The 26,114-nt window shown below is 62.9% G+C and carries 24 protein-coding genes; 11 read left to right on the top strand and 13 right to left on the bottom strand.

Annotation, left to right across the window (positions count from 1 at the left end; genetic code table 11):
• Positions 1-34 precede the first annotated feature (34 nt).
• Positions 35-760 (bottom strand): copper homeostasis protein CutC, encoded by a 726-nt coding sequence (locus AMC88_RS02625; RefSeq protein ID WP_064824780.1) that lies wholly within the window; start codon positions 758-760, stop codon positions 35-37.
• Positions 757-1,986 carry a LysR family transcriptional regulator gene (locus tag AMC88_RS02620; protein WP_064824779.1) on the bottom strand — a complete coding sequence of 410 codons (1,230 nt, stop codon included), beginning with the start codon at positions 1,984-1,986 and terminating at the stop codon, positions 757-759. Before AMC88_RS02620 ends, AMC88_RS02625 begins: the two co-directional genes overlap by 4 nt.
• Between AMC88_RS02620 and AMC88_RS02615 the strand changes: the two genes are divergently transcribed.
• From AMC88_RS02615 to AMC88_RS02585, 7 genes are all read left to right on the top strand, one after another.
• The gene (locus AMC88_RS02615; RefSeq protein ID WP_225880701.1) at positions 1,954-2,220 is read left to right on the top strand and encodes an acetyltransferase; all 267 of its coding nucleotides are present in this window, start codon (positions 1,954-1,956) and stop codon (positions 2,218-2,220) included. The two genes, AMC88_RS02620 and AMC88_RS02615, sit on opposite strands and share 33 nt — an antisense overlap.
• Positions 2,221-2,407: 187 nt before the next feature.
• Positions 2,408-3,316, top strand: coding sequence for a glycine betaine ABC transporter substrate-binding protein OsmF (gene osmF / locus AMC88_RS02610; protein ID WP_064824778.1), 909 nt, complete (start codon positions 2,408-2,410; stop codon positions 3,314-3,316).
• A gap of 58 nt (positions 3,317-3,374) precedes the next feature.
• Positions 3,375-4,541 (top strand): ABC transporter permease, encoded by a 1,167-nt coding sequence (locus AMC88_RS02605; protein WP_064821284.1) that lies wholly within the window; start codon positions 3,375-3,377, stop codon positions 4,539-4,541.
• The gene (locus tag AMC88_RS02600) at positions 4,538-5,482 is read left to right on the top strand and encodes an ABC transporter ATP-binding protein (protein WP_064824777.1); all 945 of its coding nucleotides are present in this window, start codon (positions 4,538-4,540) and stop codon (positions 5,480-5,482) included. Before AMC88_RS02605 ends, AMC88_RS02600 begins: the two co-directional genes overlap by 4 nt.
• Positions 5,479-6,228, top strand: coding sequence for an ABC transporter permease (locus tag AMC88_RS02595; protein ID WP_004668848.1), 750 nt, complete (start codon positions 5,479-5,481; stop codon positions 6,226-6,228). Before AMC88_RS02600 ends, AMC88_RS02595 begins: the two co-directional genes overlap by 4 nt.
• A 44-nt stretch (positions 6,229-6,272) precedes the next feature.
• Complete coding sequence (locus tag AMC88_RS02590) at positions 6,273-6,668, top strand: VOC family protein (RefSeq protein ID WP_010023464.1); 396 nt, start codon at positions 6,273-6,275, stop codon at positions 6,666-6,668.
• Positions 6,669-6,737: 69 nt separating this feature from the next.
• A complete protein-coding gene (locus AMC88_RS02585; RefSeq protein ID WP_064824776.1) occupies positions 6,738-9,191 on the top strand; it encodes a glycoside hydrolase family 2 protein in 2,454 nt (817 codons plus the stop codon).
• 154 nt (positions 9,192-9,345) lie between these two features.
• Here the strand turns inward: AMC88_RS02585 and AMC88_RS02580 are convergent, their stop codons facing one another.
• On the bottom strand, positions 9,346-9,738 hold the full coding sequence (locus AMC88_RS02580; RefSeq protein WP_037143114.1) for a PRC-barrel domain-containing protein: 393 nt from the start codon (positions 9,736-9,738) through the stop codon (positions 9,346-9,348).
• Between the two features lie 262 nt (positions 9,739-10,000).
• On the opposite strand from AMC88_RS02580, the gene AMC88_RS02575 reads away from it, so the two are divergent.
• From AMC88_RS02575 to otsA, 3 genes are all read left to right on the top strand, one after another.
• On the top strand, positions 10,001-11,701 hold the full coding sequence (locus tag AMC88_RS02575; RefSeq protein WP_064824775.1) for a long-chain fatty acid--CoA ligase: 1,701 nt from the start codon (positions 10,001-10,003) through the stop codon (positions 11,699-11,701).
• A gap of 140 nt (positions 11,702-11,841) precedes the next feature.
• Positions 11,842-13,467, top strand: coding sequence for a glucose-6-phosphate isomerase (gene pgi, locus AMC88_RS02570; RefSeq protein ID WP_012482526.1), 1,626 nt, complete (start codon positions 11,842-11,844; stop codon positions 13,465-13,467).
• A 495-nt stretch (positions 13,468-13,962) separates the two neighbouring features.
• Complete coding sequence (gene otsA, locus AMC88_RS02565) at positions 13,963-15,369, top strand: alpha,alpha-trehalose-phosphate synthase (UDP-forming) (protein WP_064824774.1); 1,407 nt, start codon at positions 13,963-13,965, stop codon at positions 15,367-15,369.
• A 284-nt stretch (positions 15,370-15,653) separates the two neighbouring features.
• Here the strand turns inward: otsA and AMC88_RS02560 are convergent, their stop codons facing one another.
• From AMC88_RS02560 to AMC88_RS02550, 3 genes are all read right to left on the bottom strand, one after another.
• Positions 15,654-16,580 (bottom strand): carbohydrate kinase family protein, encoded by a 927-nt coding sequence (locus tag AMC88_RS02560; RefSeq protein WP_012482524.1) that lies wholly within the window; start codon positions 16,578-16,580, stop codon positions 15,654-15,656.
• A 62-nt stretch (positions 16,581-16,642) separates the two neighbouring features.
• Positions 16,643-17,332, bottom strand: a complete 690-nt coding sequence (locus tag AMC88_RS02555) for an orotate phosphoribosyltransferase (protein ID WP_016734900.1) — start codon at positions 17,330-17,332, stop codon at positions 16,643-16,645.
• 75 nt (positions 17,333-17,407) lie between these two features.
• Positions 17,408-18,061, bottom strand: a complete 654-nt coding sequence (locus tag AMC88_RS02550) for a TetR/AcrR family transcriptional regulator (RefSeq protein ID WP_012482522.1) — start codon at positions 18,059-18,061, stop codon at positions 17,408-17,410.
• A gap of 95 nt (positions 18,062-18,156) precedes the next feature.
• On the opposite strand from AMC88_RS02550, the gene AMC88_RS02545 reads away from it, so the two are divergent.
• Entirely contained in the window at positions 18,157-18,639 is a 483-nt protein-coding gene (locus AMC88_RS02545; RefSeq protein ID WP_012482521.1) for an anthrone oxygenase family protein, read from the top strand.
• Positions 18,640-19,028: 389 nt separating this feature from the next.
• On the opposite strand, the gene AMC88_RS02540 is transcribed toward AMC88_RS02545, so the two are convergent.
• The 7 genes from AMC88_RS02540 to AMC88_RS02510 all read right to left on the bottom strand — a co-directional run bounded on the left by AMC88_RS02540 (position 19,029) and on the right by AMC88_RS02510 (position 25,947).
• Positions 19,029-19,565: a glyoxalase superfamily protein gene (locus tag AMC88_RS02540; protein WP_064824773.1), complete on the bottom strand. Its 537-nt coding sequence runs from the start codon at positions 19,563-19,565 to the stop codon at positions 19,029-19,031.
• A gap of 203 nt (positions 19,566-19,768) precedes the next feature.
• Positions 19,769-20,947: a GGDEF domain-containing protein gene (locus AMC88_RS02535; RefSeq protein ID WP_064824772.1), complete on the bottom strand. Its 1,179-nt coding sequence runs from the start codon at positions 20,945-20,947 to the stop codon at positions 19,769-19,771.
• Positions 20,948-21,114: 167 nt separating this feature from the next.
• The gene (pyrC, locus tag AMC88_RS02530; RefSeq protein ID WP_064824771.1) at positions 21,115-22,161 is read right to left on the bottom strand and encodes a dihydroorotase; all 1,047 of its coding nucleotides are present in this window, start codon (positions 22,159-22,161) and stop codon (positions 21,115-21,117) included.
• 135 nt (positions 22,162-22,296) lie between these two features.
• Complete coding sequence (locus AMC88_RS02525; protein ID WP_016734904.1) at positions 22,297-22,929, bottom strand: nucleoside triphosphate hydrolase; 633 nt, start codon at positions 22,927-22,929, stop codon at positions 22,297-22,299.
• Positions 22,926-23,708 (bottom strand): ATP-binding cassette domain-containing protein, encoded by a 783-nt coding sequence (locus AMC88_RS02520; protein WP_016734905.1) that lies wholly within the window; start codon positions 23,706-23,708, stop codon positions 22,926-22,928. The genes AMC88_RS02525 and AMC88_RS02520 overlap by 4 nt, the downstream gene beginning before the upstream one ends.
• 2 nt (positions 23,709-23,710) lie before the next feature.
• A complete protein-coding gene (locus AMC88_RS02515; RefSeq protein WP_012482516.1) occupies positions 23,711-24,775 on the bottom strand; it encodes an ABC transporter permease in 1,065 nt (354 codons plus the stop codon).
• Between the two features lie 152 nt (positions 24,776-24,927).
• Positions 24,928-25,947: a sugar ABC transporter substrate-binding protein gene (locus AMC88_RS02510; RefSeq protein WP_064824770.1), complete on the bottom strand. Its 1,020-nt coding sequence runs from the start codon at positions 25,945-25,947 to the stop codon at positions 24,928-24,930.
• Positions 25,948-26,114: the final 167 nt, after the last annotated feature.

The raw sequence follows: 26,114 nt of genomic DNA, 5'->3' as shown, positions 1-26,114 counted from the left end.
TGGCGGCAGCCGGATGAGGGACAAGCGGCAGCCGCTAACCCGCAGCCGCAATCGCCCTGCGCATATCCCTGACAACATCGACATCCGTCCTGTTGCTGCTCTTCGCCTCGAAGCCGAAGGCAACCCCACGTGGGTCGACGCTTTCGACCGGCGAGCTGCAGGACCCATGCACTTCGCGGGCGCCGGTCGCCTGCAATATCGCGCCGACATTGGCGGGGCGGATGCCGCTGCCGGGCATGATCGAAATGCGGCCGGCCGCCTTTGCCGACAGGCGTTTCAGGGTTTCGGTGCCGTCGGCGGCCTTTAGCGCGCAGCCCGAGGTCAGGATGCGTTCGCAGCGGAGCTCGACCGCCTGCTCCAGCGCCTGATCGGCATCCGGCACCAGATCGAAAGCCCGGTGCAGCGTTGATCCCAAGCCTGAAGCATGCGCCTTCAGGCGGTGGATCAGCGGCATGTCGAGCGTGCCGTCCGGCCGGTTGGCGCCGATGACGACGCCGGCGAGGCCTGCGGTGCGCACGGCGTCGATATCGAGCAGCATCGCTTCCTCGTCGGCGCTGCCGAAGATGAAGGGGCCGGCATGCGGGCGGATCATCGCGTAAACGGGGATCGGCGCCCTGGCGGCGATCCGCATCAGGCTCGGCAGCGGCGTCAGGCCGCCGAGCTCCAGCGCCGAGCAGAGCTCGATACGGCCGGCGCCGCCTTCGATGGCGGCGGCAAGGCCCTCGGCGCTGTCGACACAGACTTCCAGCAGGATCGTCATGCTGCGCTCTCCCTGACTGCGTCGGTTTTCGCGACAGTCTCCGACGTTATTCTTGCCGCCGCGGCGATGATGACGGCAGAGGCGTCGGCGGCGGCTTTGCGATGGTTGAAGGCGACGTGATAGGACATCGGCAGGGCCTCGTCGAGATCGACGATGCGCACCTTGTCGGCGATCGGCATGGCGCTGACACGGCCGAGGAAGGAGACGTAACCGTGATTGGCGACGAGGTCGACGATCACCGGCAGTGAATCCGCCGCGGTGATATCGCGGCTGCGCAAGCGCCGGTCGGGTGCACGCTCGGCGCTGAAGGCCATGGCCGCATGGCCGAGGCCGGTGCGCGGACTCGGCATGCAGATCGCATGACCGGCGACGAGATCGGCGACCGAGGTTTGCGTGCTTTGCGGCGGCGCGATCACCACCATGTCGGTCTGCAGCAGTTCACGATGCCGGAAGCTTTCCAGGCCGAAGACCGAATCCAGGATCGCCACATCGATGCGGCCGCTCTTCAGTGCCTCGCGCAGATCGTCGGCAGTCATCGAGACCAGCGAGATCGCATTGTTGCTGCGGCGCGCATTCCATTCGGAGACCAGCAGGCCGAGGCAGCGCGCCACCCAGCTTTCCGATCCGGTCGGAATGATCGAGCCGATGCGCAGCGACCGGGCGGTGCGGCGATAGCGCTCGTCGGCGGCCGATTTCAGATCGTTCCACGCCTGGCTGATCGCCATGAAGATCTGGTAGGCGCGCCTGCCCTCCTCCGTCAGCACCGAGCCCTGCGCCTGCCGTTCGAACAGGCGGCGGCCGAGAAATTTTTCAAGATTGGCAAGCTGCAGCGAAAGCTGCGGCTGACCGAGATGCAGGCGGCGGGCGGCGCGGTTGATGCTGCCCTGGTCGGCGACTTCGAGGAACCGCTCCATTGCACCGATCTTGACGGGAATGCGGGCGGCCCAGACCTCATCGATCCCCTCGGCGCCTGCATGGCCGGCGAATAGGCAGAGTTCGCCGATCGCGACCGTGATCGGCTCCAGGCCTTCGAGCACGCCGCCGCTTGCGATCAGCGTCACCAGCTCGCCGGAGGCGCGTTCCGTCAGTTTCATCGCCAGTTCGGTCTCGGCATTGCGGATGGCCGCAGACACGGTGGAGGGCGACAGTTGGAAGCGGCGCGCGGTTTCGCGGACCGAAGCCGAGGTCAGGACGTGACGGATGATGAACAGGGCGCCGAGATGCAAAGGCTGGCTCCGGAAAGCGCTTTAAAAACCGGACGATATGATGTGTTCGCGAAAAAAGATATCCCTGCCTCGACAGAGCCGGGCTATCGTCGCCGTCATAAAAATCCGGGCGGCGGTTATCCGCAGAAGAGCACCGGAACCATCGCGGAAACACGCAAGGGAACAAAAACAAATCGCGCCGGCCCTGGAAAAGGGAATGCCTTTCCGCGCGCCGGGCCGCGTTCGCCGCCATAATCACCGGCGCGAACGCAAATACTGGAGGGGGCCTGCATCGATTTTTCGAGCGTGCACGCTATTTCCATGACGCACACAATTCCGGCATGATGGCGGCCTTCTCGCCTTCGCCGGCGGATTTCCTGCGCAGACGCCTCCCGCCGGGGGGCTGCGCCACGTCAACGGTGTTAAAACAGGGGGATATTTCATGCTGAAGAAACTCGCACTTGCCGTCTCGCTCTCCGCCTTTGCGGCGGGTGCGGTTCAGGCCGCAGACGTCGTCGTCTCGTCGAAAATCGATACGGAAGGCACGCTGCTCGGCAACGTCATCGCACTGGCGCTCGAAGCAAACGGCATCAAGACGCAGGACCGCATCGCGCTCGGCGCCACACCCGTGGTGCGCAAGGCGATTACCGCAGGCGAAATCGATATCTACCCTGAGTATACGGGCAATGCGGGCTTCTTCTTCAACAAGGCCGACGACGCGGCCTGGAAGAACAACGACCAGGGGTATGAACTGGCAAAGAAGCTCGATTATGACGCCAACAAGATCGTCTGGCTGACGCCCTCGCCCGCCAACAACACCTGGGCGCTCGCCGTGCGCAACGACGTCGCCAGCCCGAACAAGCTGAAGACCATGTCCGATTTCGGCAAGTGGGTTGCCGGCGGCGGCACCGCGAAGCTTGCGGCCTCATCCGAATTCGTCAATTCGGCCGGCGCGCTTCCCGCCTTCCAGAAGACCTACGGCTTCCAGCTGAAACCCGACCAGATGGTCGTTCTCTCCGGCGGCGACACGGCGGCGACGATCAAGGCGGCGGCCGACCAGACGAACGGCGTCAACACCGCCATGGTCTACGGCACCGACGGCGCGATCGAAGCGGCCGAACTCACCGTTCTCGAAGACGACAAGGGTGTGCAGCAGGTCTATGCGCCGACCCCGATCATCCGCGAAGCGGTGCTGAAGGCCAATCCGAAGATCGAGGAAATCCTCTCGCCGATCTTCAAGAGCCTCAGCGCCGACGAGGTGCGCAAGCTCAACGCCAAGATCCAGGTCGACGGCGAGCCGGCAAAATCCGTCGCCGAGGCCTATCTCAAGGAAAAAGGCTTCCTGAAGTAATCATCGCCCGCTCCGCCCGGCAGCGGGCGGAGCGTCCTTTCCCCATAAGGTTGGATCGATGGACGAAACCTCAGCTGTCCGCAGGCTGGACCGGCTCGGCGTGGTTCTGGTGGCCGGCGGCATTGCGGCCACCGCACTGATGCCCTTCATCTACGTCAAGGCGAACCGGATCGCCGCCGGCAAGCCGATGCTGCTCACCCAGCTCTTTCCCCAGCCTTCCGTCGTCGTCCTGACCGCCCTGCTTATTCTCACCGCCCTGGCGACGCTGTTTCTGCGCAGCGCAGTGGCGCGGCTTGTCATCGCCACGCTCTGCCTTGTGGCGCTGGTCGTTGCGATCGGCCTGGTCTCGAGCGCGGCGACGCCGCCCGGCAGCACCGTGGCGCGCATGACGCCCGGCGGCGGTTTCTGGGTGCTGTTTGCGGTGATCGGGCTCATCATCTCCGATGCGCTGGTGAAGATAAGGCTGGCGCCGTGGATGCGGGTGGCGGCGCTCGCGGCCTATACGGCGCTGCTGTTCATCTCGCTTGCCTCCGGCCTGCTCGACAGCCTGTCGATCATGAAGGAGTTTGCGACGCGGGCGCCGCAATTCGAGACGGAAGCGATTTCGCATCTGCTGCTAGCGCTCGGCTCGCTTGCCATCGCCATCGTTCTCGGGCTGCCGCTCGGCATCCTCTGCTTCTGGGTGCCGCGGCTGCGGGCCGTCGTGCTGCAGGGCCTGAGCCTCATCCAGACGATCCCGAGCCTGGCGCTCTTCGGCTTGCTGATGCTGCCGCTCGGCTATCTCGCCACCCATGTGCCGCTGGCATCAGCGATCGGCATCCGCGGCATCGGCACGGCGCCGGCGCTGATTGCGCTGGTGCTCTATTCGCTGCTGCCGATCGTTGCCAATACCGTCGTTGGCCTGCAGGGCGTCGATCCGTCGGTGCGCGATGCCGCGGCCGGCATGGGGCTGACGCGCCGGCAGATCCTTGTTGATATCGACATGCCGCTCGCCTTTCCGGTCATTCTTACCGGCATCCGCATCGTGCTGGTGCAGGCGATCGGCATGGTGACGATCGCCGCGTTGATCGGCGGCGGCGGCTTCGGCATCTTCATCTTCCAGGGGCTCGGCCAGACCGCGATGGATCTGGTGCTGCTCGGCGCCGTGCCGACCGTCTTCTTCGCCTTCTCATCGGCCGTCATCCTCGATGCGGTCATTGACAGCATCCGGGGGCCTGCCGCATGAGCATGATCGAAATCCGCAACGTCACCAAGCGCTATGGCGCTGCCACCGTCGTCGACAATGTCTCGATGCAGGTCGAAAAGGGCTCGATCACCGTCGTCGTCGGCACGTCGGGCTCCGGCAAATCGACGCTGATGCGAATGATCAACCGGCTGGTGCCGATCACCGAAGGCGAGATCTTCGTCGGCGGCCAGAATGTCATGGACGTCGAGGTGACCGAGCTTCGCCGCCGGATCGGCTACGCCATCCAGGGGCACGGCCTGTTTCCGCATCGCACCGTGGCGCAGAATATCGCCACCGTGCCGCAGCTTCTCGAATGGGATTCGGCACGTATCGCCGCCCGCGTCGAGGAACTGCTCGGACTGTTCAACCTCGATCCGGCAACCTTCGCCGACAAATATCCGCACCAGCTTTCCGGCGGCCAGCAGCAGCGCGTCGGGGTCGCCCGGGCGCTGGCGGCCGAACCGGAACTGCTGCTGATGGACGAACCCTTCGGCGCCCTCGATCCCGTCATCCGCGGCAAGGCGCAGGACGACCTGCTGGCGATCCAGAAGCAGTTCGGCACCACCATCATTCTCGTCACCCACGACATGGACGAGGCTTTCCATCTCGGCAATCAGATCGCGGTGATGAGCCAGGGCAGATTGCTGCAATGTTCGACGCCGGAAAAGATCCTCACCGAGCCGGCCGATCCCTTCGTCCAGCAACTGACCGGCACCTCCGACCGGGCACTGAAGCTGATGTCGCTGCTGCCGCTGAAGGAGAGCATGGAACCGGCCAAGAGCGGCCTTGCCTATGCCCTGCCGCAGTCGCTCAGCCTGCGCGATGCGCTCGCCGAAATGATCTGGCAAGGGGTCGATGAAGCGGCCGTGCAGGATGGCGAGAAGGCGCCTGTCGGCTCAATCTCGATGACGCGGCTGCTCGAACTGGGCCGCAAGGCATGAAACTCGTCGTCGCCAATCTCTTCCGCCTGGCGGCGCTCGCCCTGCTGCTCATCCTGCTGTTCAGGACCGAGTGGCTTTCCTTCCTGCTGACGCCGCTCACCAGCAACAATGCGCCGGCCGTCTATACGCAGAACAGCCTTGCGTCGCTCGCCGCCGGCCATCTGCAGCTCGTCGTCGGATCGATCGCCTGCAGCGCCGTGCTCGCCGTGCTCGGCGGCATCTTCGTCACCCGCGAAAGCGGCGCCGACTTCCTGCCGCTGTCGCGGGCGATTGCCAATGCCGGGCAGACCTTTCCGCCGGTCGCGGTGCTGGCGCTCGCCGTCCCCGCCACCGGCTTCGGCGCCATGCCGACGCTGATCGCACTGTTTCTTTACGGCCTTCTGCCGATCTTCGAGAATACCGTCGCCGGTCTCAAGCAGGTGTCGCCGCAGGTGCTTGATGCCGCCGACGGCATGGGCATGAGCGCCACCCAGCGGCTGTTGCGGGTCGAGCTGCCGCTTGCCCTGCCGCTGATCCTCGAAGGGCTGAAGGTCGCGACCGTCATCAATATCGGCACGGCAACGATCGGCTCGACGGTGGCGGCCAAGGGCCTCGGCGAGGTGATCATTGCCGGGCTGATTTCGGACAATACCGCCTTCATCCTGCAGGGCGGGCTGATCGTTGGCCTGATGGCAGTGCTGATCTATGATGCCATGGGCCTCGTCGAAGCGGCGATCACCCGAAGAATCGGCTTGCGCGCGGCGTGAAAGGACCGCTACCACAGGCGTGACCGAAAGAATGGGAGGCAGAATTGGCGAAGATGATCCACTCCATGATCCGCGTTCTCGACGAGGCGCGTTCGGTCGACTTCTATCGCAAGGCTTTTGGCCTTGAAGTTGCCGATCGCGTCGATTTCGAAACCTTCACGCTGATTTATCTCAGCAATGCCGAGACCGGCTTCGAACTGGAGCTGACCGTCAACAAGGGCCGGACCGAGCCCTATAATCTCGGCAATGCCTATGGCCATCTCGCCATCTCGGTGGAAGAGGTGGCGGTCGAGCGTGAGCGCATGCTGAAACTGGGGCTTAAGCCGGGTGAGCTGGTAGAGCTCAATCGCGACGGCAGGCTCTTCGGCCTGTTCTTCTTCGTCAGCGATCCCGACGGCTACAAGATCGAAGTGCTGCAGCGCCACGGCCGGTTTCTCTGACGCGCCGCGGCGCCCCTCCTAAAGCAACCCCCCACCACAGTTCCGAGCGGCATAAATCAGGAGCCCGCCATGATCGAGAAGACCGTGCTCAATTCCGGCTGGACGCTCTCCTGCAACGATACAGCAAGACCGGGCCTGCCGGAAACAATCGCCGCGACGGTGCCGGGCTGCGTGCATCTCGACCTTCTCGCCAGCCGGCTGATCCCCGATCCCTATATCGACGTCAACGAGATCACCAATGACTGGATCGGCAAGACCGACTGGACCTATCGCTGCAGCTTCGAGGCCGCACCCGATGATGACAGGGTGCAGGAGCTCGTCTTCGACGGGCTCGATACGGTCGCGGTGATCGCTCTGAACGGCGAAGAGATCGGCCGCAGCTTCAACATGCATCGCACCTATCGTTTCGATGTTTCGCCGCTGCTGAAAACAGGCGCCAATGAACTCACGGTCAGCTTCCGCTCGGCCTATGCCTATGGCGCGGAGATGGAGAAACATTACGGCTACCGGCCGAACAACTATCCGGGGCCGGGCAATCTGATGCGCAAGATGGCCTGCAATTTCGGCTGGGACTGGGGTCCGACGCTGGTGACATCAGGTCTCTGGAAACCGGTGCGGCTGGAAAGCTGGGACCGGGCGCGGCTTGTCGAGACACGAGTCTCGGCAAGCCTTGCCGGCGGCGACGGGCTGGTGAAGATCCATGCGAAGGTGGCACGACATGGCGAGACGACGTGCCGGCTGGCCGCCGCGATCGGCGGCGTGACGACAACGGTTGTGATTAGGCCTGAAGAAGATGAAGTCACCTTCGAGCTCGTCCTTCCCTCGCCAAAACTTTGGTGGCCGCACCATCTCGGGGCGCAGCCGCTTTATCCCCTGACGCTCGAGCTCATCGACGATGCCGGCGGCGATCTGCTCGACACCTATGAACGGGAGCTTGGTTTCCGGTCGCTCAGGCTCGACACCTCGGCCGACGCGCACGGCTCGGCCTTCACCTTCGTCATCAACGACGTGCCGCTGTTCATCGCCGGCGCGAACTGGATCCCCGACGATTGTTTCCCCTCACGGGTGACGGCCGAGCGCTATGCCGCCCGGATCGAGGAGGCGAAGGCCGCCAATATCCACATGCTGCGCGTCTGGGGCGGCGGCATCTTCGAGCGCGACGAATTCTACGCGGCCTGCGATCGCATGGGCATGCTGGTCTGGCAGGATTTTCTCTTTGCCTGCGCCGCCTATCCGGAGGAGGAGCCGCTGACGAGCGAGGTCGAGGCCGAGGTGCGCGACAATGTCGTGCGGCTGATGCCGCATGCCTCCCTGATCCTCTGGAACGGCAACAATGAGAATATCTGGGGCTTCGACGAATGGGGCTGGCGGCCGATCATCAAGGCCGGCGAGAGCTGGGGGCTCGGCTATTACCTCGACCTGCTGCCGCGGCTCTGTGCCGAACTCGATCCCGACCGGCCCTATTATCCCGGCAGTCCCTATTCCGGCTCGATGGAGATCGAGCCCAATGCCGACGCGCATGGCTGCAAACACATCTGGGACGTGTGGAACGATGTCGGCTACGAGGTCTACCGCGACTATATCCCGCGCTTCTGCTCCGAATTCGGCTTGCAGGCGCCGGCGGCCTGGGCGACGATCGAAGAAAGCGTGCACGATCAGCCGCTGACGCCGCAATCGAACGGCGTCTTCCACCATCAGAAGGCGACGCTCGGCAATGACAAGCTGATCCGCGGCCTCGCCGGCCATCTGCCGGAACCGAAGACGATGGACGACTGGCACTTCGCCACCCAGCTCAACCAAGCCCGCGCCATCCGCTTCGCCATCGAGCACATGCGCTCGCATCGGGAGATCTGTAAGGGTGCGGTGGTCTGGCAGTTCAACGATTGCTGGCCGGTGACCTCCTGGGCGGCGCTCGATTCGGCCGGGCGCCGCAAACCGCTCTGGTATGCGCTGCAGGCCGCCTATGATCCACGCCTGCTGACCATCCAGCCGCGCGGCCGCGGACTTGCGGCAGTGGCGGTCAACGAGAGAACATTGTTCTGGCGGGCGAAGATCAGCGGCAGACGTTTGAAGCTCGACGGTACCGTGCTTGCCGAATTCGAATTCTGGCGGCTGCTCTGTGACCGCTTCGAAGCCAAGGCGTTTCGGCTGCCCGAAGATATCGTTAGCCACGACTTACCGAAAGACGAAATGATCGTCGTCGAAATGCTCGACAGGCGGGCTTTCCATTATTTCGTCGAGGATATCGAGCTTGCCCTGCCGGCGCCGCGGCTGGCGGTCGATGTGACCGGCACTGAGGGCGGGTATGCGGTGAAGGTGACGGCTGAGAATTTCCTCAAGGACCTCTGCCTGATGGCGGATCGGCTGGATCCGGATGCTGTGGTGGATACGATGCTGGTGACGCTGCTGCCGGGCGAGGGCCATGTGTTTGCGGTGAAGACGGCAAAGGTGATTTCGGCCAATGACATTGTCGTCGGTACAGTGCTGCGGTCGGCCAATGATCTTGTCGCGGGTCGACAATAAAGGCGGCCGCAACGTCTCGACTTCGTCTTCTCCCCTCGGGGAGAAGAAGAGATGCCGCGACCTCCCAGTTCCTGGCAACTTTTGTAAGGCACGTCACCACACACCAAAAAGGCCCCGCATCGCACGGGGCCCTTCCAGCTCGGTCCATCGGACGTTACATCCAGTAGGGCGGCACGCCGTAGTAGTCATAGACCCGGCGGCCATTATCGTTGTACCAGGTGTCATCATCGTCCGAATAGCTGGGTGCGCCTTCGATCTGCTCCTTGGTCAGGTCGATGCGATAGCCGTCCAGCTGGGTGTCGTAATTCAGCTTTTCCCAGGGCAGCGGATAGTGATCGTGACCGATGCCCAGGAAGCCGCCGAAGCTCAGCACCGCATAGGCAACGCGGCCATCGCGCTTGCCGATGATCAGGCGTTCGATCGAGCCGATATGCCGGCCATCGGCGCCATAGACGCGGGTGCCTTCGACGCGGTCGCTGGCGATCAGCGAATGCGTTTCCTTGGCGTTCGGGTCACGGCGGCTGGCGTCGGTGTCCTGATTCAACATTTGAACCTCCTTTGGTGTTTCCTCATGGTTGCTATGAAAGGTCAACGCCATGGCGGACTCAAAGTTCCCTGCCTTTCGAGCGCTGCGCGGCGAGCCAATGTTGACGTTTACGTCAAGGTTAGTATAGCGTCATTCGGCTTGAACCGTTCAGGCAATGGCATAAGCTGCCGGACAGGAAGATGGAGGATGCTTCCGGTCAATTGCGGGCCAGCCGATAGCGGCTCGGCGCCGGCGCAGCGGCCGCAAGGGAGAGAGAGACACGATGAGCAGCATTTCCGTCCATCCGAACGGAGCAAAAGCCGACAAGCCCTGGCTTGCCACCTATCCCGAAATGGTTCCGGCCGAACTCCCGCCGCTGGAACATGTCTCTCTTGCCGAACTCCTGGAAAAGTCCTGCGCCCGTTACGCCGACCGGACGGTTTTTTCCAGCATGGGCAAGGCGATGAGCTACCGCGAGCTGGAGGACCAGACGCGCAAGGTCGCAGCCTGGCTGCAGAGCATCGGGCTCGAGAAGGGCGACCGCGTCGCGGTGATGATGCCGAACGTCCTGCAGAATCCGGTCGCGACCTATGCCATCCTCAGAGCCGGCTTCGTCGTCGTCAACGTCAATCCGCTCTATACGCCGCGTGAGCTCGAACACCAGCTGCGCGATTCCGGCGCCAAGGCGATCTTCGTGTTGGAGAATTTTGCCCGCACGGTCGAGCAGGTCCTGAACAAGAGCGATCTGCGCCACGTCGTCGTCACCTCGCTCGGCGAGATGCTGGGGCCGAAGGGGCTGATCGTCAATTTGGTCGTGCGCAAGGTGAAGAAGCTCGTTCCTTCCTGGTCGATCCCGCAGCATAAGAGCTTCAGCCAGGTGCTGCGCGAAGGCGCGAAGAAAAGCCTTCAGCCGGTGACGCTAGCCGGCGGCGACGTCGCCTTCCTGCAATATACCGGCGGCACAACAGGCGTTGCCAAGGGTGCGGTGCTGACGCATCAAAACCTGCTCGCCAACAAGCTGCAGCTGTCGCTCTGGCTGCGATCGGCCTTCGAGCGCAAGAAACAGCCCGAAGTGCTGAATTTCCTCTGCGCGCTGCCGCTCTACCACATCTTCGCGCTGACGGTGAATTCGCTGATGGGCATGTCGCTCGGCGCCCATAATATCCTGATCGCCAATCCGCGCGACATTCCCGGGCTGGTCAAGGAATTCGAAAAGTCCGATGTGCATATCTTCCCGGGCCTCAACACGCTGTTCAACGCACTGATGAACAATGCCGAATTCGCCAAGCTCGACTTCTCCTCGCTGATCATGTCGCTCGGCGGCGGCATGGCCGTCCAGCGCCCGGTCGCCGAACGCTGGCTGAAGATGACCGGCACGGCAATTACCGAGGGTTACGGCCTTTCCGAGACCTCGCCCGTCGCCACCGCCAACCGCTTCGATTCGATCGAGTTCACCGGTTCGATCGGCCTGCCGCTGCCCTCCACCGAACTCGACATCCGCGACGAGGAGGGCCGGCCGCTGCCGCTCGGCGAAATCGGGGAGATCTGCATCCGCGGACCGCAGGTGATGGCCGGCTATTGGCAGAAGCCGGAGGAAACGGCGCGGGTGATGACGGCCGACGGCTATTTCCGCTCCGGCGACATGGGCTTCATGGACGAACGCGGCTACACCAAGATCGTCGACCGCAAGAAGGACATGATCCTGGTTTCGGGCTTCAACGTCTATCCGAACGAGATCGAGGAAGTCGCCGCCATGCATGCCGGCATTCTCGAAGCCGCGGCGATCGGCGTGCCGGACGGGCATTCGGGCGAAGCAGTCAAACTCTTCGTCGTCAGGAAGGATCCGAACCTGACGGAGGCGGAGGTGAAGGCCCATTGCATCGCCAATCTCACCAACTACAAGCGGCCGCGCTTCATCGAATTCCGCACCGAACTGCCGAAATCCCCCGTCGGCAAGATCCTGCGCAAGGACCTGCGCGGCTGAATTTGACAAGCTCGTGAAATTTAAAGCCATCCGCTTGCCGCGGGTGGCTTTTTTCATATTGGAGCGGCGGCCGAACTTGATTTGGCCCCGATAAAGCGAATAGTTTCCGCAACCCTTTCCGCCTCCAAAGGAGCCTCCCCATGAACGCCATCGTCGAACAGCTGAAAAGCACTGCCGCCGCCACCAAGGCGACCGATCTCCGTGCGGCCTTCGCCGCCGATGCGCAGCGCTTTTCGCGCTTCTCCGTCGCACTCGACGATCTCCTGATGGATTTTTCCAAAACGGCGGTGAATGACGACATCCTGAAGCTGCTGGTCAAGCTCGCCGAAGACGGCGGCGTCGAGAAGAAGCGCGAGGAGATGTTCTCCGGCAAGGCGATCAACTTCACCGAAGACCGCGCCGTTCTGCACACCGCGCTGCGCAACCGCTCCAACACGCCTGTCCTGGTCGACGGCAAGGACGTCATGCCTGACGTCAACGCGGTGCTCGCCGCCATGGGCAAGTTTGCCGACGAGATCCGCTCCGGCGCGCTGAAGGGCGCCACCGGCAAGGCGATCACCGATGTCATCAATATCGGTATTGGCGGCTCGGATCTTGGCCCCGTCATGGCGACGCTGGCGCTTGCCCCCTTCCATGACGGCCCGCGCGCCCATTTCGTCTCCAATATCGACGGCGCCCATATCGCCGACATCCTGAAACTGGTGCAGCCGGAGACGACACTCTTCATCGTCGCCTCGAAGACCTTCACCACCGTCGAGACGATGACCAATGCGCAAACGGCGCGCAATTTCATCGCCAAGGCGCTCGGCGAAGCGGCGGTCCAGCACCATTTCGCCGCCGTCTCGACGGCGCTCGACAAGGTCGCCGCCTTCGGCATCGACAGCGCCCGCGTCTTCGGCTTCTGGGATTGGGTCGGCGGCCGCTATTCGATCTGGTCGGCGATCGGCCTGCCGCTGATGATCGCCATCGGCCCGGAGAATTTCGGCAAGTTCCTCGACGGCGCGCATGCCGTCGACAATCATTTCCGTAAGGCACCGATTACCGAAAACCTGCCGATGCTGCTCGGCCTGATCGGCTTCTACCACCGCAATGTGCTGGGTTATCCCACCCGCGCCATCCTGCCCTACGACCAGCGCCTGTCGCGCTTCCCCGCCTATCTGCAACAGCTCGACATGGAATCGAACGGCAAGGGCGTCACCATCGACGGCACGCCGGTCGAGGGCAATTCCGGCCCGGTCGTCTGGGGCGAGCCCGGCACCAACGGCCAGCACGCCTTCTATCAGCTCATCCATCAGGGCACGAGCATCATCCCGGCCGAGTTCATGATCGCCGCCAATGCCTTCGAGCCGGAGCTGCGCCATCAGCACCAGCTGCTGATCTCCAACGTTCTCGCCCAGTCGGAAGCGCTGATGAAGGGCCGCACCTTCGCCGAAGCCAAGAAGCAGCTGACCGACAAGGGCATGGACGACAAGAAGGCCGATTTTATCGCCCCGCACCGCGTCTTCACCGGCAACCGGCCGTCGATCACCTTCGTTTACGACAAGCTCACCCCTTACGCGCTCGGCCGCCTCATTGCGCTTTACGAACACCGCGTCTTCGTCGAAGGCGTGCTCTTCCGCATCAACTCCTTCGACCAGTGGGGTGTCGAGCTCGGCAAGGAACTGGCGACGGGCCTGCTGCCCGTTGTCGAGGGCAAGGAGAGCGCGGAAGGCCATGATTCCTCGACGCAAGGGCTGGTCGCGGCGCTGGCGAAACTGGCGAAGTAGACGCGCAAGGGGCAGCGCGCCGCCCCTTAATCCGTGAGGCCGGGCAGGTGTCTCTGCCCGTCCTCCGGCGGTCTGTGTGGCTAGAGCCTTTGGGCTGCGACCGGCGCGGTCGACGCCGCGATTGGCGCCAACATCATCATCGCCGAAACTGACATCGACGCGGTCCGGTGCTTGCCTGCGGCGCGACGGGCTCGTCGTGCAGAAGCGGATAAAACGTTCTTCTAATGGAAAATTGTAGAAATAATTCTTCCATTCCGCTGGAATCGCCCTAGATTCAAGCAAATTCTGTGCAATGGGTACTTCCGACGACATGGCCTATCAAGCCCGGGACGACGCTCCGTTCCATTGTTCTCGCCGGCCTATACGGCAGCCCCTCGTCCGGATGTCTCGTTCGATGTCGGTGCCCGCCCAGCATCGCCCCCGTCACATTCAGGAGGTTCTCCGGGACGCTCGTCATCTCGCGTTTTCATGTCCCAGCTCAACTGAAGGAAGCTTATGAGCCGTCTTATCGTCGTTTCCAATCGCGTTCCCGTGCCGAGCAAAGATGGCGGCGCGGCTGCCGGCGGCCTCGCCGTCGCGCTGCAGGCGGCCCTGCAGGAGCGCGGCGGCATCTGGATGGGATGGTCGGGAGAATCGAGCGGCGACCGGGAACCGGGCGCGCTGTCGCTGCAGCAGAAGGGCAACATCACCTATGCCCTGACCGACCTCACCGACACCGACGTCGAGGAATATTATCGCGGCTTTGCAAACCGCGTTCTCTGGCCGATCTGCCATTATCGCTTGGATCTCGCCGAATATGGCCGCAAGGAAATGGCCGGTTATTTCCGCGTCAACCGCTTTTTTGCACACCGGCTGGCGCCGTTGATCGAGCCGGACGATATTATCTGGGTTCACGATTACCACCTCATTCCGCTGGCGGCCGAACTGCGCCAGATGGGGCTGAAGAACCGGATCGGCTTCTTTCTGCACATTCCCTGGCCGCCGGCCGACATTCTCGTCACCATGCCGGTGCACGAGGAGATCATGCGCGGGCTGTCGCATTACGATCTCGTCGGCTTCCAGACGGACTATGATCTCCAGAATTTCGCCGGTTATCTCAGACGCGAGGGCATTGGCGACGACCTCGGCAACGGGTTGTTCGATTCGCATGGGCGGATCTTCAAGGCCGGCGCCTATCCGATCGGCATCGAGACCGCAGCCTTTGCCGAATTCGCCGAGAAGGCGGCAAACAACGTGATGGTCCAGAAGACCCGGCGCAGCATCGAAGGCCGCGACATGATCATCGGGGTCGATCGTCTCGATTATTCGAAGGGCATCATTCAGCGGCTTGAAGCCTTCGAGCGCTTCATCACCTGTAATCCGGCCTACCAGAACAAGGTGACCTTTCTGCAGATCACGCCGAAATCGCGATCGGAAGTGCCCGAATACGAGCAGATGCAGAAGATGGTCGCCGAACAGGCCGGCCGCGTCAACGGCGCCATCGGAACGGTCGACTGGGTGCCGATCCGCTATGTCAACCGATCGATCAGCCGCAACGTGCTCGCCGGGCTTTTCCGGCTGGCGACAATCGGGCTGGTCACACCCCTACGCGACGGCATGAACCTCGTCGCCAAGGAATATGTCGCCGCCCAGGACCCGGATCGCCCTGGTGTCCTGGTGCTGTCACGCTTCGCCGGCGCCGCACGCGAGCTGAAGGGGGCGCTGCTGGTCAACCCCTACGATGTCGAAGGCACGGGCAATGCGATTGCGCGAGGGCTTGCCATGTCCATCGAGGAGCGTCGCGACCGCTGGCGCATGATGATGGAACATCTGCTCTCGCACGACGTGTCGCTGTGGTGCAAAGAATTCCTGCGGGACCTGGTGACCGCTCCGAGCTCCGATCGGAGCGAGGCAGAGGGGTAGTTCTTGGTCGAGCGGCGTTCACCGTCATCGCTTGAAACGAAGTCACATCACGAATTGCCCCTCACCCTAACCCTCTCCCCGTTCTGACGGGAGAGGGGACGTGCCCTACGACAGGTTGGAGAGAGACGGAGAGCTCGCGGCGTATCCCCTTCGCCCCGTTTACGGGGAGAAGGTGGCGGCAGCCGGATGAGGGGCTGACGCTGGCTCAAGCTTGATCCAAGATATCCCCGACCTCAACCGGACCGAGATTTAGCCGCCTTGCGAGAGACAGAGCGTTGGGAATCCTAAAGCCCGATCTCATGCGCCCAGGGCGGGTTGGCGCCGGCGCGGGAGACGGTGACGGCGGCGGCTTTGGCGCCGAGTGTCAGGGCGTTGCGCACCGCCTGTTCGTCGAGCGAGGCGACCTGCGCCTTGGTCAGCAGGCCATCCCGCTTCAGCGAGGCCAGCACGCCGGCATCGAAGGTGTCGCCGGCGCCGACCGTGTCGACGACCGTGACGCGCTCGCTCGGGACCGTCACCTTGCGCTCTTGGGTGTAGCCGGAAGCGCCTTCGGCACCCTTGGTGATGACGACGAGCTTGGCGCCGTGGGCGAGCCAATGGGCGGCGAGCGCGTCGTGGTCGCCTTCGAGGCCGAACCAGTCGAGATCCTCGTCGGAGAATTTGACGATGTCGGCTTTGGCCGCCATGCGCTTGATGCGGGCCATATGCGCCGGCTTGTCCTTGATGAAGCCGGGGCGGATGTTGGGATCAAGCGAGATGACGCGCTTTTCGGCCTCGCGGTCGAGCAGCGCTTCGTAGGTTTCACCGCAGGGGCTCGGGATCAGGCTGATCGCGCCGAAATGCAGCGCTTCGCAATCGTCGCCGAGGACGGGCAGGTCGGCCTCGGTGATCATGCGGCCGGCGGTGCCCTCGTCATAAAAGGCATAGGTCGCCTGGCCGTTGACGAGCTTGACGAAGGCGATGGTCGACGGGCGCTGGGTGATGGCGCAGGGGCTGTAATCGACATTGGCGGCCTTCAGCGTCGCCAGCAGGATTTCGCCCATCATGTCGTCGGCGATGCCGGTGAAGAAGGCGGTCGGGATGCCGAGGCGGCCGAGCGCGATCGCAGTGTTGAAGATCGCGCCGCCGGCATAGGGGGCAAAGCCCTTTTCGCCCAGGGTCGTATCCCTCGGCAGCATGTCGATCAGGGCTTCGCCGCAGCACAAAATCATCGGATTCCTCCCAACAGCACGGATATGTTCTTCAATCGATTAAGCGAGCTTTTGTCAAAAGGCTAGAGCGAAAGCTCACTAACGCCACCATTCCTTCCCGACCAGGCGAGCGGCGCATCGAGAAAGGCCTCGACTTCCGCGAGCGTCTTGTCGTCGAACAACTGCTGTGCCTTGGCGACGGCCAGAACATTGCGCCAGGTGGCGATATGATGCAGCCGGACCTTGCCGTCGGTAAAGCGCTGTTGGCCGAAGATATCGTAGAAGAACAGCGCGATGCCGTGATCGACGATGCCGCCCGCGGCGCGCACCGCATCGATGAACTTGAACATGCTGCCGCCCGCCGTCGTCAGGTCTTCGATGACGAGCACGCGCGAGCCTTCCGGCATATTGCCTTCGATTTGGGCATTGCGGCCATGTCCTTTCGGCTGCTTGCGGACATAGATCATCGGCAGGCCGAGGCGGTCGGCGAGCAGGGCGGCGAAGGGAATGCCTGCCGTCTCGCCGCCGGCGATGCAGTCGAACTGCTCGAAACCGGCATCGCGCATCAGCGTGCTGGCGGCAAAATCCATCACCGTCGAACGGATGCGCGGATAGGAGAGCAGCTTGCGGCAATCGATATAGACCGGGCTCGCCATACCGGAGGAGAGTTTGTAAGGCTCGCCCGCGTTGAAATGCACCGCCTTGATCTCCCAGAGCATCTTGGCCACCAGTTCGGCCATCACGGCGCGGTCGGGAAACGTGGTCTGGATCATGCGGCTCTCCTTCAACTTTGCTCTCTGCGGCAATAGCAGCAAGAGCCCCGAGTTTCCAGACGCAACACGGCTCTATCAGCGCAGCAGCCGGCTGAAATCGACGAGCTGCATCGTCTTGAACAGGGCGATCGCCCGGGCGCCCTCCTCCGCATCCAGCGATACGGCGTAACGGACGGCAGCGGCCAGTAGCTGCATGGTCAGCCGGGCAATCGCCAGAAGCTCGCCGTGGTCGCGATCGGGCCACAGGCGGACGAGCACGGCGAGAAACGCCTGGGCGTGGAATTCCATGTCCTCGGCATCGATCTGCTGCAGCAGCTTGTCGGTATGCGTCGCATGCCAGAGATCGCGCATGACGGGCTCGCGGCGGAAAAAGGCATAATATTCGTCGACGATATTGGCGAGCGCACCTTGCAAGGCGGCGGCGTCGGCGACCTTTGCCAATTCCGCCGCGACACAGCGCCTGCCCTCGTCGTTGAAGCGTTCGGCCAAGGTCCGGATGATCGCGCTCTTGTCGGGGAAATACTGGTAGAGCGCCCCGAAAGAGATGCCGGCCTTCTCGACGATCTCGCTCATCTTCAGGCCGTCGCTGCCCTTGCTTTCGATCAGCTCGGCGGCGACGGCGAGGATCTTTTCGAAGCGTTCGCGGCCGCGCTGCTGGCTGGGGATCCGGCGCGGCTGGCCCGTATGCTGTTGCTGACGCCTGCGGGACGCGCCGGCCTGTTCCGACATGGTCTGCTCCTTCACGGTTGACAATCAAAATAAGAGAGTTTATCTCATTTCGCAAATGAGAGAGTTTCTCTTATTTTCTCGGAAGGAGTTTCGACATGCAGATCGTCCTTATCCTTTCCCTCGTCGCCGCGGCGCTCGGCAGCGGCCTTGTCGCCGGTATCTTCTTTGCCTTCTCGACCTTCATCATGACCGCCTTTTCGCGCATCCCGGCGGAACAGGGCATTGCCGCGATGAACTCCATCAATGTGACGATCGTCCGCTCGCCCTTCATGGCGCTGTTCGTACCGACGGCGATCCTCTGTCTCGTCATAACAGTGCTGGCGGTGATCAACTGGCGCGGCGGGGCGTCGGCGCTGATGCTGGCGGGAGCCGCACTCTATGTCGTCGCCTCCTTCCTTTCGACCATCATCTTCAACGTGCCGATGAACGATGCGCTGGAAAAGGTGAGCGGCAACGGGCCGGAAGCGGTTGCGCTGTGGAGCACCTATCTCGAGGACTGGACCTGGTGGAACCATGTGAGGACGGTGGCCTCGCTGCTGGCTTCGGTGGCTTTCGTCAGGGCGTTGATGATTGTTTGAAACATAAGCGCCGGCCTTCAAGAGAGCCTCATCCTGAGGTGCCCCAAAGGGTCCTCGAAGGACGAGGCGGGTATTCCGGTCTCCGAATGGGTCTCTCCTGCCCACCCCACTCTCCATCATGCTCGGCACTCGAGCCAAGCATCCACACGGCATCCAACAGCAGCAGCCGCATGGATCCCAGGATCAAGGCCTGGGATGACGGAGAGTGTGGTTGGCATTCTCGCCAAACGCGCCGCCAGCGTAGAGAGGCACACCACCACGGACGCTTCATCAGGCCGACACTTGCGGCGCCCTCCCCTCCCATCCTGGGGATTCGACCCGAGGGATGTCAGGAGGATGGAGATATGGAGCATGACGAAAGAAGAGTTGGCTGACATTGTCAGCCGTCCCTATGCCTGCTCGCAGAAAGCGATGCGGTTGCTGAAGGGGTCGATGACGGTCATTTCCAGACCCCAGGGCGCCTCTTCCACGCCGGGCTTCATGTAGCGGTAGTCCTTGCCGGCGAGTTCGGCGTGGTAGGCGCGCACATTGGCGACGCGCACGAAGGCCTTGGCGCCGGGGCTGGCGTCACCGGAATGTTCGCTGAGGTGCAGCGCCATGCCGTCACGCGAGACTTGGCAATAGAGCGGGGAGTTTTCGTCGAAGCGGTGCTCCCAGTCGAGTTGGAAGCCCAGGAAGCCGCAATAGAATTCCATGGCCTTCTCGACCGAGAAGATGCGGAAAATCGGCGTCGGCGGCTCGATGCCGACAGCGGAGCGGGAAGCACCCGCCGCCTCGATCTTGGCCGAGAGGATATTCCATTGATCGAGCCCGAACTGCAGGGCGACGATTTCCAGCGTCTCGCTATGGGTCAAGGAAATATCGCGGTCGGCAAGGGCCTGCCGCAAAGTCTTTGCCATGAGCTTGGCATCGCGAAAGTCGCGCATATGTCATCCTTCCGTTGGCGGCAAACAGGAAGATCAGTGCCCGCGTCTGCTGACCCGTTCGCCATCGATCGCCAAACGGCAAGGGATGTGAAGGCTGATATCGGGATGCATTCACCATAACGCCGAACTGTCAAATGTCGGGCGTCGCGGGGCGGCTGGCTGCATCCGGCCGAAGGCAAAGTTATGAGAGGATGCGGCCGGAATCAAGACGCGGTGCGCGATACCTCGGCCGGGACCGCTCTGAGGTGGGCGGCAAGCTCGACGCGATTGCGGCCGCCGCGCTTGGCGGCGTAGAGCGCCTTGTCGGCCGCACTCAGCATGGTGTCGAAATCCGGCATCTGCGAGCGGCCGGGAGCGACGCCGACGCTGACCGTGCATCTCAGCACCTGGCCGTCGATGTCGATCTCGCGCGCTTCGAAGGCCCTGCGGATGCGTTCGGCAACCAGTTCGGCCCGGCCGGGCATGATCTCTTTCAGCACCAGCGCAAATTCTTCGCCGCCGAGCCGGGCGGCGGTGTCGCCGGCGCTGCAATGGGCCTGGAGTTCCTCGGCGAAGACCATGATCACGCGGTCGCCGGCGGCGTGGCCATAACGGTCGTTGACGGATTTGAAATGGTCGATATCGAAGACGATGACGGCGGTGGTCATTCCCATGGGACGCGTGCCGTATTGGTCGAAGACGGCGCGGCGGTTGAGCAGGCCGGTCAGCGGATCGGTGATCGCCTCGAGCCGATGGCGGGCGGCAAGACGCCATTGATGCAGCGCCAGCGACAAGGCGCCGATTCCGGTCATGCCGGCGATGCAGACGGCGAGGCTCAGATCCTCGGCCCAATTGCTGGGCGCTGCGCCGAGCACCAGCTTGCCGTCGGCAATCAGTACGGCGGCGCAGAGCACGAAGGAGATCGCCGTGGCGGTATAGAGCGCGGCAATGCCGAGGATCGGCGCCGGGGCTTCGGCGCGGGCGAGCCAATATTGCCGGGCGGTGGCAAAGAGCAGCAGGGCGATGGCGAGATTGTCCGATATGAAGGCCAGGCCGTCATAGCCCGCCAGCATCGGCACGGTGGAAGAGATCATCGCGGCCAGCGCGCGGATGGCAATGGCCGGGATCGACAGACAACCGGTGAGGAACTGTTTGCCGGCGCCCCAGATGGTGGAAAAACCGGCATGGAACAGCACGAAGCTGCCAATGGCGAAGGCTGGTTCCGGCCGGTTGACATAGGCGCTGTAGACGAAGATTCCGCTGACGACGAGGACGAGGCCGATCGTAGCGGTCAGCAGCACGGTCTCGGCCCGGCGCACCAGCCAGCTGCCCATCAGGGTCACGGCAAGGCATGCTGCGGAGACACCGAGCGCCAGCAGCAGGGAGTTATAGTCAAGCGTCATGCTCTTCAGTCTCCGCAGTTGCGCCGGAATATCGGCATGGGGTCCGCGACGAGGACTGTCTTACGCATCCGTTAACAAATGATGCACCGCACAATGCAAATGTTACGCGTTTAACGTCGCGCTGAAATTTTAGATGAATTTTCGATTTAAAATTGAAATCATGACTGTTACGCCTGCGGCACCACTTGCCAGTGCAAGGGAAACATCGGATCGAAGACGGTAACTGGTCCGGCGCCGGTTTCAATCTTCGCGGGAAAAACGACGGGCTCGGCCTGCTTTGCCAGGGTGATGCGCTCCTCGTTCGGCTGAAACCCATACCAGGCCGGCCCGTTCAGCGAGGCGAAGGCTTCGAGCTTGTCGAGGGCACCCTCCTCCTCGAAGACGTGAGCAAGGCAGCTCATCGTGTTGATCGAGGTATAAATGCCGGCGCAGCCGCAGGCGCATTCCTTCAAGGGATCGACATGCGGGGCAGAATCGGTGCCGAGGAAGAAGCGGGAGTCACCGCTCACGGCGGCGGCGCGCAGCGCCAGGCGGTGGTTCTCGCGCTTGGCGACCGGCAGGCAGTAATAATGCGGGCGGATGCCGCCGACGAGGATGGCGTTGCGGTTGATTATCAGATGGTGAGTGGTGATCGAGCCGGCGAGATTGCCCTTGGCCGCCTTGATGTAATCGATGCCGTCTGCTGTCGTCACATGCTCCATCGTCACCTTCAGCTCCGGCAGGCGCCTGCGCAGCGGATCGAGCACGGTGTCGATGAAGACGGCCTCGCGGTCGAAAATATCGACGTCAGGCGTCGTCACTTCGCCGTGGACGCAGAGCGGCAGGCCGATCTTCGCCATGCGCTCCAGTACCGGCATCGCCTTTTCCATGTCGCGCACGCCACCATGCGAATTGGTGGTGGCGCCGGCCGGGTAAAGCTTGACGGCGGTAATGAGGCCGCTTTCCGCCCCCGCCTCGACATCGTCGGGGCTGGTGTGTTCGGTGAGATAAAGCGTCATCAACGGCTGGAAGCGATGGCCGGCCGGCAGGGCTTTCAGGATGCGCTCGCGATAGGCTGTGGCGTCTGCCGTGGTGACAACAGGCGGTACCAGATTGGGCATGATGATGGCACGGGCGAAGGTGCGGCTCGTATCGGCGATCACGCCCTCCAGCATGGCGCCGTCGCGCAGATGCAGGTGCCAGTCGTCAGGACGGCGAATAGTGATCGATTGCATGGCAGGCCTCCGAAGCGATGCGTCTGCGGCCTCGATAGCACCAACCATTATATCAAGACAATCGCCGTGACTTAGCTCTTTGTTCTGATGCATGTCGTTATCCTGGAACCGCTGCACGCTTCCTGATGACATGTATCACGCCAAGGCGATCTCCAGCGTCACATCCGCCGGGCGGCGGTTTTCGAGGATCAGCCTTCCGTTCGGCAGGTCGTTGCCATAGACCTTGGCGCTGGCGGCCTCCTCGGTGAGGTTATAGCCGCGCCAGCGTTCCCAGAGGCGCTCCTCGAGCACCTCGATCGGCGGCGCCAGCATGATGGTGAAATCGAAGATGCCGTCGAGTTCGGCCCATTTTCCCTGCGTGAACAGCAGATAATTGCCTTCGACGATGATGAACCGGTCCTTGGGATCGATCGGCCGGGCCGAGGCGATGGCGAGTTCACGCGCGCGATCGAAGACCGGCACCAGAACCTCCTGGTCGGCCGGCCTGACGGCGCGGACGATATCGAGGAAGCCACGGACGTCGAAAGTTTCGGGAATGCCCTTGCGGGCCAGAAGGCCGCGTTCGATCAGGATGGCATTGTCCATGTGAAAGCCGTCCATCGGCAGGACCGCGGCGCTTTCGCCCTTGGCTTTCAGCGCCGCCGCCAGATTGTCGGCCATGGTGGATTTTCCCGAACCCGGCGGCCCGGCAATGCCGATCAGGAAACGTCTGGCATCGCCGGCGCGGCCAAGAACCTCGCCGGCGATTTCGTCGATGCGTGCACTCATGCCGCAACGGGCTCCGTCGGCACCGCCTTGGCGCCGGTCATGAAGGCGACGGCGTCCGACATCGTGTATTCCTTCGGATTGATCACCGTCAGGCGCCGGCCGAGGCGATGGATATGGATCCGGTCGGCCACTTCGAAGACATGCGGCATGTTGTGCGAGATCAGCACGATCGGCAGGCCGCGGGCGCGCACATCGAGGATCAGCTCCAGCACCTTGCGGCTCTCCTTGACGCCGAGCGCCGCGGTCGGCTCATCCATGATGATGACTTTCGAGCCGAAGGCGGCGGCGCGGGCGACGGCGACACCCTGGCGCTGGCCGCCCGACAGCGTCTCCACCGCCTGATTGATGTTCTGGATGGTCATCAGGCCGAGTTCGGAAAGCTTGTTGCGCGCCAGCTTTTCCATCGCCGGCCGGTCAAGCATGCGGAACAGCGAGCCGAGCGGGCCTTTTTTGCGGATCTCGCGGCCGAGGAACATGTTGTCGGCGATGGAGAGCGCCGGCGACAGGGCGAGGTTCTGGTAGACAGTCTCGATGCCGGCTTCGCGCGCTTCCATCGGCGAGCGGAACTGCACCTGCCGGCCTTCGAGCGTGATCACTCCCTCGTCGGGCGTGACGGCGCCCGAAATCGCCTTGATCAGCGAGGACTTGCCGGCGCCGTTATCGCCGATGACGGCAAGGATTTCACCCGGGTAGAGGTCGAAATCGGCATTGTCGAGCGCGGTCACGCGTCCATAGCGCTTGACGAGTCCGCGGGCAGTGAGAATGGGTTCGTGAGCCATGATTACACCGAAACCTTTCTGATCCACTGATCGATGGCGACGGCGGCGATGATCAGCACGCCCGTCAAAAGAACTTTCCATTGCGGGTCGGCGCCGAGCATGTTGAGGCCCATCGACACGACGCCGACGATCATGGCGCCGAAGAGGGTGCCGAGGATGGAGCCGCGGCCGCCGAAGAGCGAAATGCCGCCGATCACGGTCGCGGTGATCGCCTGGAGGTTATAATCGGTGACGGCCGAGGACGGCGAGATCGAGCCGTTGCGGCCGATCGAGACCCAGGCGGCGAAGGCGGCGATGACGCCCGATATGGTGTAGACGGTGAGCAGCACCTTCTTGGTCTGGATGCCGGACAGCTTGGCCGCTTCCGGATCGTCGCCGACCGCATAGACATGCCGGCCCCAGGCGGTGTGATTGAGCACATACCAGAGCAGCAGGACGAGCAGCACCATGGCGATGACACCGAGGGTGAGCACGGCGGTGCCGAGCCTGAAGCTTGCGGCGAAGAGATGCAGCAACGGCGCCTGGGCGTCGACATCGGCGTCGCGGATCGTCTCATTGGCGGAATAGATGAAATTCGTCGCCATGACGATATTCCAGGTGCCGAGCGTGACGATGAACGGCGGCAGCTTCATGAAGGCGACGAGGAAGCCGTTCAGCAAGCCGCAGAGACCGCCGACGAGAAGGCCGGCGATGACGGCGACCGGCGTCGGTATGCCGTAGGTGATGGCGACATTGCCCATGATGACCGCCGAGATCACCATGATGACGCCGATCGAAAGATCGATGCCGGCCGTCAGGATGACCAGCGTCTGGGCGGCGCCGAGAACGCCGACGATGGCGATCTGCTGCAGGATCAGTGTCAGGGTGTAGGACGAGAAAAACCGTCCGCCGAGCGCTATCCCGAAGATGATGATCGCCAGCACCAGCACGATGAGCGGCACGGCCGCCGGCGTCGAGTGCAGAAAATGCTGCGCACGCTTGATCAGCGGGACGCCCTGGTGCTCGAAGGAGGCGACGTTCTTGTCGCTGCCGTCGAGAACGCGTTCGAATTCCTGTGCTCCGGTCATGGTTCCTCCTCCGCATCCGCGCGCCGAACCCGCGCGGAGGCCGCCACCCATTGTCATCCGTTCGTTGCTTAGCCGGTGGGGTGACGGCACATCGTCCGTCCAAAACGGCCGGGGATCAAGCCCCGGCCGCTTTCTCTTTCAATAGATCGGGCTCAGCCCCAGCACTTAGCCGTGCCTTCCTTGGTGTCGATCGACTTGACGCCGGAAACCGGCTTGTCGGTGACGAGCGAGACGCCGGTGTCGAAGAAGGACTTGCCTTCGGTCGGCTTCGGCTTTTCACCGCTATCGGCGAACTTCTTGATCGCCTCGATACCGAGCGATGCCATCAGCAGCGGATATTGCTGCGAGGTGGCGCCGATGACGCCTTCCTTGACCGACTTGACGCCGGGGCAGCCGCCGTCAACCGAGACGATCAGCACGTTCTTTTCCATGCCGACAGCCTTCAGCGCCTGATAGGCACCGACAGCGGCCGGCTCGTTGATCGTGTGGATGACGTTGATGCCAGGATCCTTCTGCAGGAGGTTTTCCATGGCCTTGCGGCCGCCTTCCTCGTTGCCGTTGGTCACGTCATGGCCGACGATGCGCTTGTCGTCTTCGTCGCCGATCTTGTCCGGGTTCTTCGGGTCGATGCCGAAGCCCATCATGAAGCCCTGGTCGCGCAGTACGTCGACCGTCGGCTGCGACGGCGTCAGGTCGAGGAAGCCGACCTTGGCGTCCTTGGCCTTGTCGCCGAGCGTTTCCTTGGCCCACTGGCCGATCAGCTTGCCGGCGAGCAGGTTGTCGGTGGCGAAGGTGGCGTCGGCGGCATCGGCCGGCTCGAGCGGCGTGTCGAGCGCGATGACCAGTACGCCGGCATCACGCGCCTTCTTGACCGAAGAGACGATGCCCTTGGTGTCCGAGGCGGTCAGCAGAATTCCCTTGGCGCCGTCGGCGATGCAGCTTTCGATCGCCGCAACCTGGCTTTCGCTGTCACCGTCGACTTTGCCGGCGTAGGACTTCAGCGAAACGCCGAGTTCCTTGGCCTTGGCCGTCGCACCTTCCTTCATCTTGACGAAGAAGGGATTGGTGTCGGTCTTGGTGATCAGGCAGGCGGAAACGTCAGCCGCCATGGCCGGCGCGGAAAAGGCGACGCCGAGTGCGAGCGCGCCGAAAGCGAGAACTGATTTCTTCATGAACTCCTCCCAGAGTTTGCCGGCGCCGCCCGTGCGGGCCGGAATTTTCGAGATGTGACACTTCGCTTCGGTCGCTGCCGCTTCCGAAGCCGCCCGTGCCCTTGACGCTGGCAATTAAGAGCGAAAGAAATCGGCTTGTCAATAAATAAATCCAATTGAATTATTAA

This window comes from Rhizobium phaseoli, assembly GCF_001664385.1.
Lineage (GTDB): Bacteria > Pseudomonadota > Alphaproteobacteria > Rhizobiales > Rhizobiaceae > Rhizobium > Rhizobium phaseoli.
The sequence above is the reverse complement of the archived record's forward strand: the minus strand, read 5'-3'. Positions and strand labels throughout refer to the sequence as shown.

Coding starts and splice junctions, on each gene's coding strand:
- AMC88_RS02625 (WP_064824780.1), bottom strand. CDS start 760: ATGACGATCCTGCTGGAAGTCTGTGTCGACAGCGCCGAGGGCCTTGCC.
- osmF (WP_064824778.1), top strand. CDS start 2,408: ATGCTGAAGAAACTCGCACTTGCCGTCTCGCTCTCCGCCTTTGCGGCG.
- AMC88_RS02605 (WP_064821284.1), top strand. CDS start 3,375: ATGGACGAAACCTCAGCTGTCCGCAGGCTGGACCGGCTCGGCGTGGTT.
- AMC88_RS02600 (WP_064824777.1), top strand. CDS start 4,538: ATGAGCATGATCGAAATCCGCAACGTCACCAAGCGCTATGGCGCTGCC.
- AMC88_RS02595 (WP_004668848.1), top strand. CDS start 5,479: ATGAAACTCGTCGTCGCCAATCTCTTCCGCCTGGCGGCGCTCGCCCTG.
- AMC88_RS02585 (WP_064824776.1), top strand. CDS start 6,738: ATGATCGAGAAGACCGTGCTCAATTCCGGCTGGACGCTCTCCTGCAAC.
- AMC88_RS02580 (WP_037143114.1), bottom strand. CDS start 9,738: ATGTTGAATCAGGACACCGACGCCAGCCGCCGTGACCCGAACGCCAAG.
- AMC88_RS02575 (WP_064824775.1), top strand. CDS start 10,001: ATGAGCAGCATTTCCGTCCATCCGAACGGAGCAAAAGCCGACAAGCCC.
- pgi (WP_012482526.1), top strand. CDS start 11,842: ATGAACGCCATCGTCGAACAGCTGAAAAGCACTGCCGCCGCCACCAAG.
- otsA (WP_064824774.1), top strand. CDS start 13,963: ATGAGCCGTCTTATCGTCGTTTCCAATCGCGTTCCCGTGCCGAGCAAA.
- AMC88_RS02560 (WP_012482524.1), bottom strand. CDS start 16,580: ATGATTTTGTGCTGCGGCGAAGCCCTGATCGACATGCTGCCGAGGGAT.
- AMC88_RS02555 (WP_016734900.1), bottom strand. CDS start 17,332: ATGATCCAGACCACGTTTCCCGACCGCGCCGTGATGGCCGAACTGGTG.
- AMC88_RS02550 (WP_012482522.1), bottom strand. CDS start 18,061: ATGTCGGAACAGGCCGGCGCGTCCCGCAGGCGTCAGCAACAGCATACG.
- AMC88_RS02545 (WP_012482521.1), top strand. CDS start 18,157: ATGCAGATCGTCCTTATCCTTTCCCTCGTCGCCGCGGCGCTCGGCAGC.
- AMC88_RS02540 (WP_064824773.1), bottom strand. CDS start 19,565: ATGCGCGACTTTCGCGATGCCAAGCTCATGGCAAAGACTTTGCGGCAG.
- AMC88_RS02535 (WP_064824772.1), bottom strand. CDS start 20,947: ATGACGCTTGACTATAACTCCCTGCTGCTGGCGCTCGGTGTCTCCGCA.
- pyrC (WP_064824771.1), bottom strand. CDS start 22,161: ATGCAATCGATCACTATTCGCCGTCCTGACGACTGGCACCTGCATCTG.
- AMC88_RS02525 (WP_016734904.1), bottom strand. CDS start 22,929: ATGAGTGCACGCATCGACGAAATCGCCGGCGAGGTTCTTGGCCGCGCC.
- AMC88_RS02520 (WP_016734905.1), bottom strand. CDS start 23,708: ATGGCTCACGAACCCATTCTCACTGCCCGCGGACTCGTCAAGCGCTAT.
- AMC88_RS02515 (WP_012482516.1), bottom strand. CDS start 24,775: ATGACCGGAGCACAGGAATTCGAACGCGTTCTCGACGGCAGCGACAAG.
- AMC88_RS02510 (WP_064824770.1), bottom strand. CDS start 25,947: ATGAAGAAATCAGTTCTCGCTTTCGGCGCGCTCGCACTCGGCGTCGCC.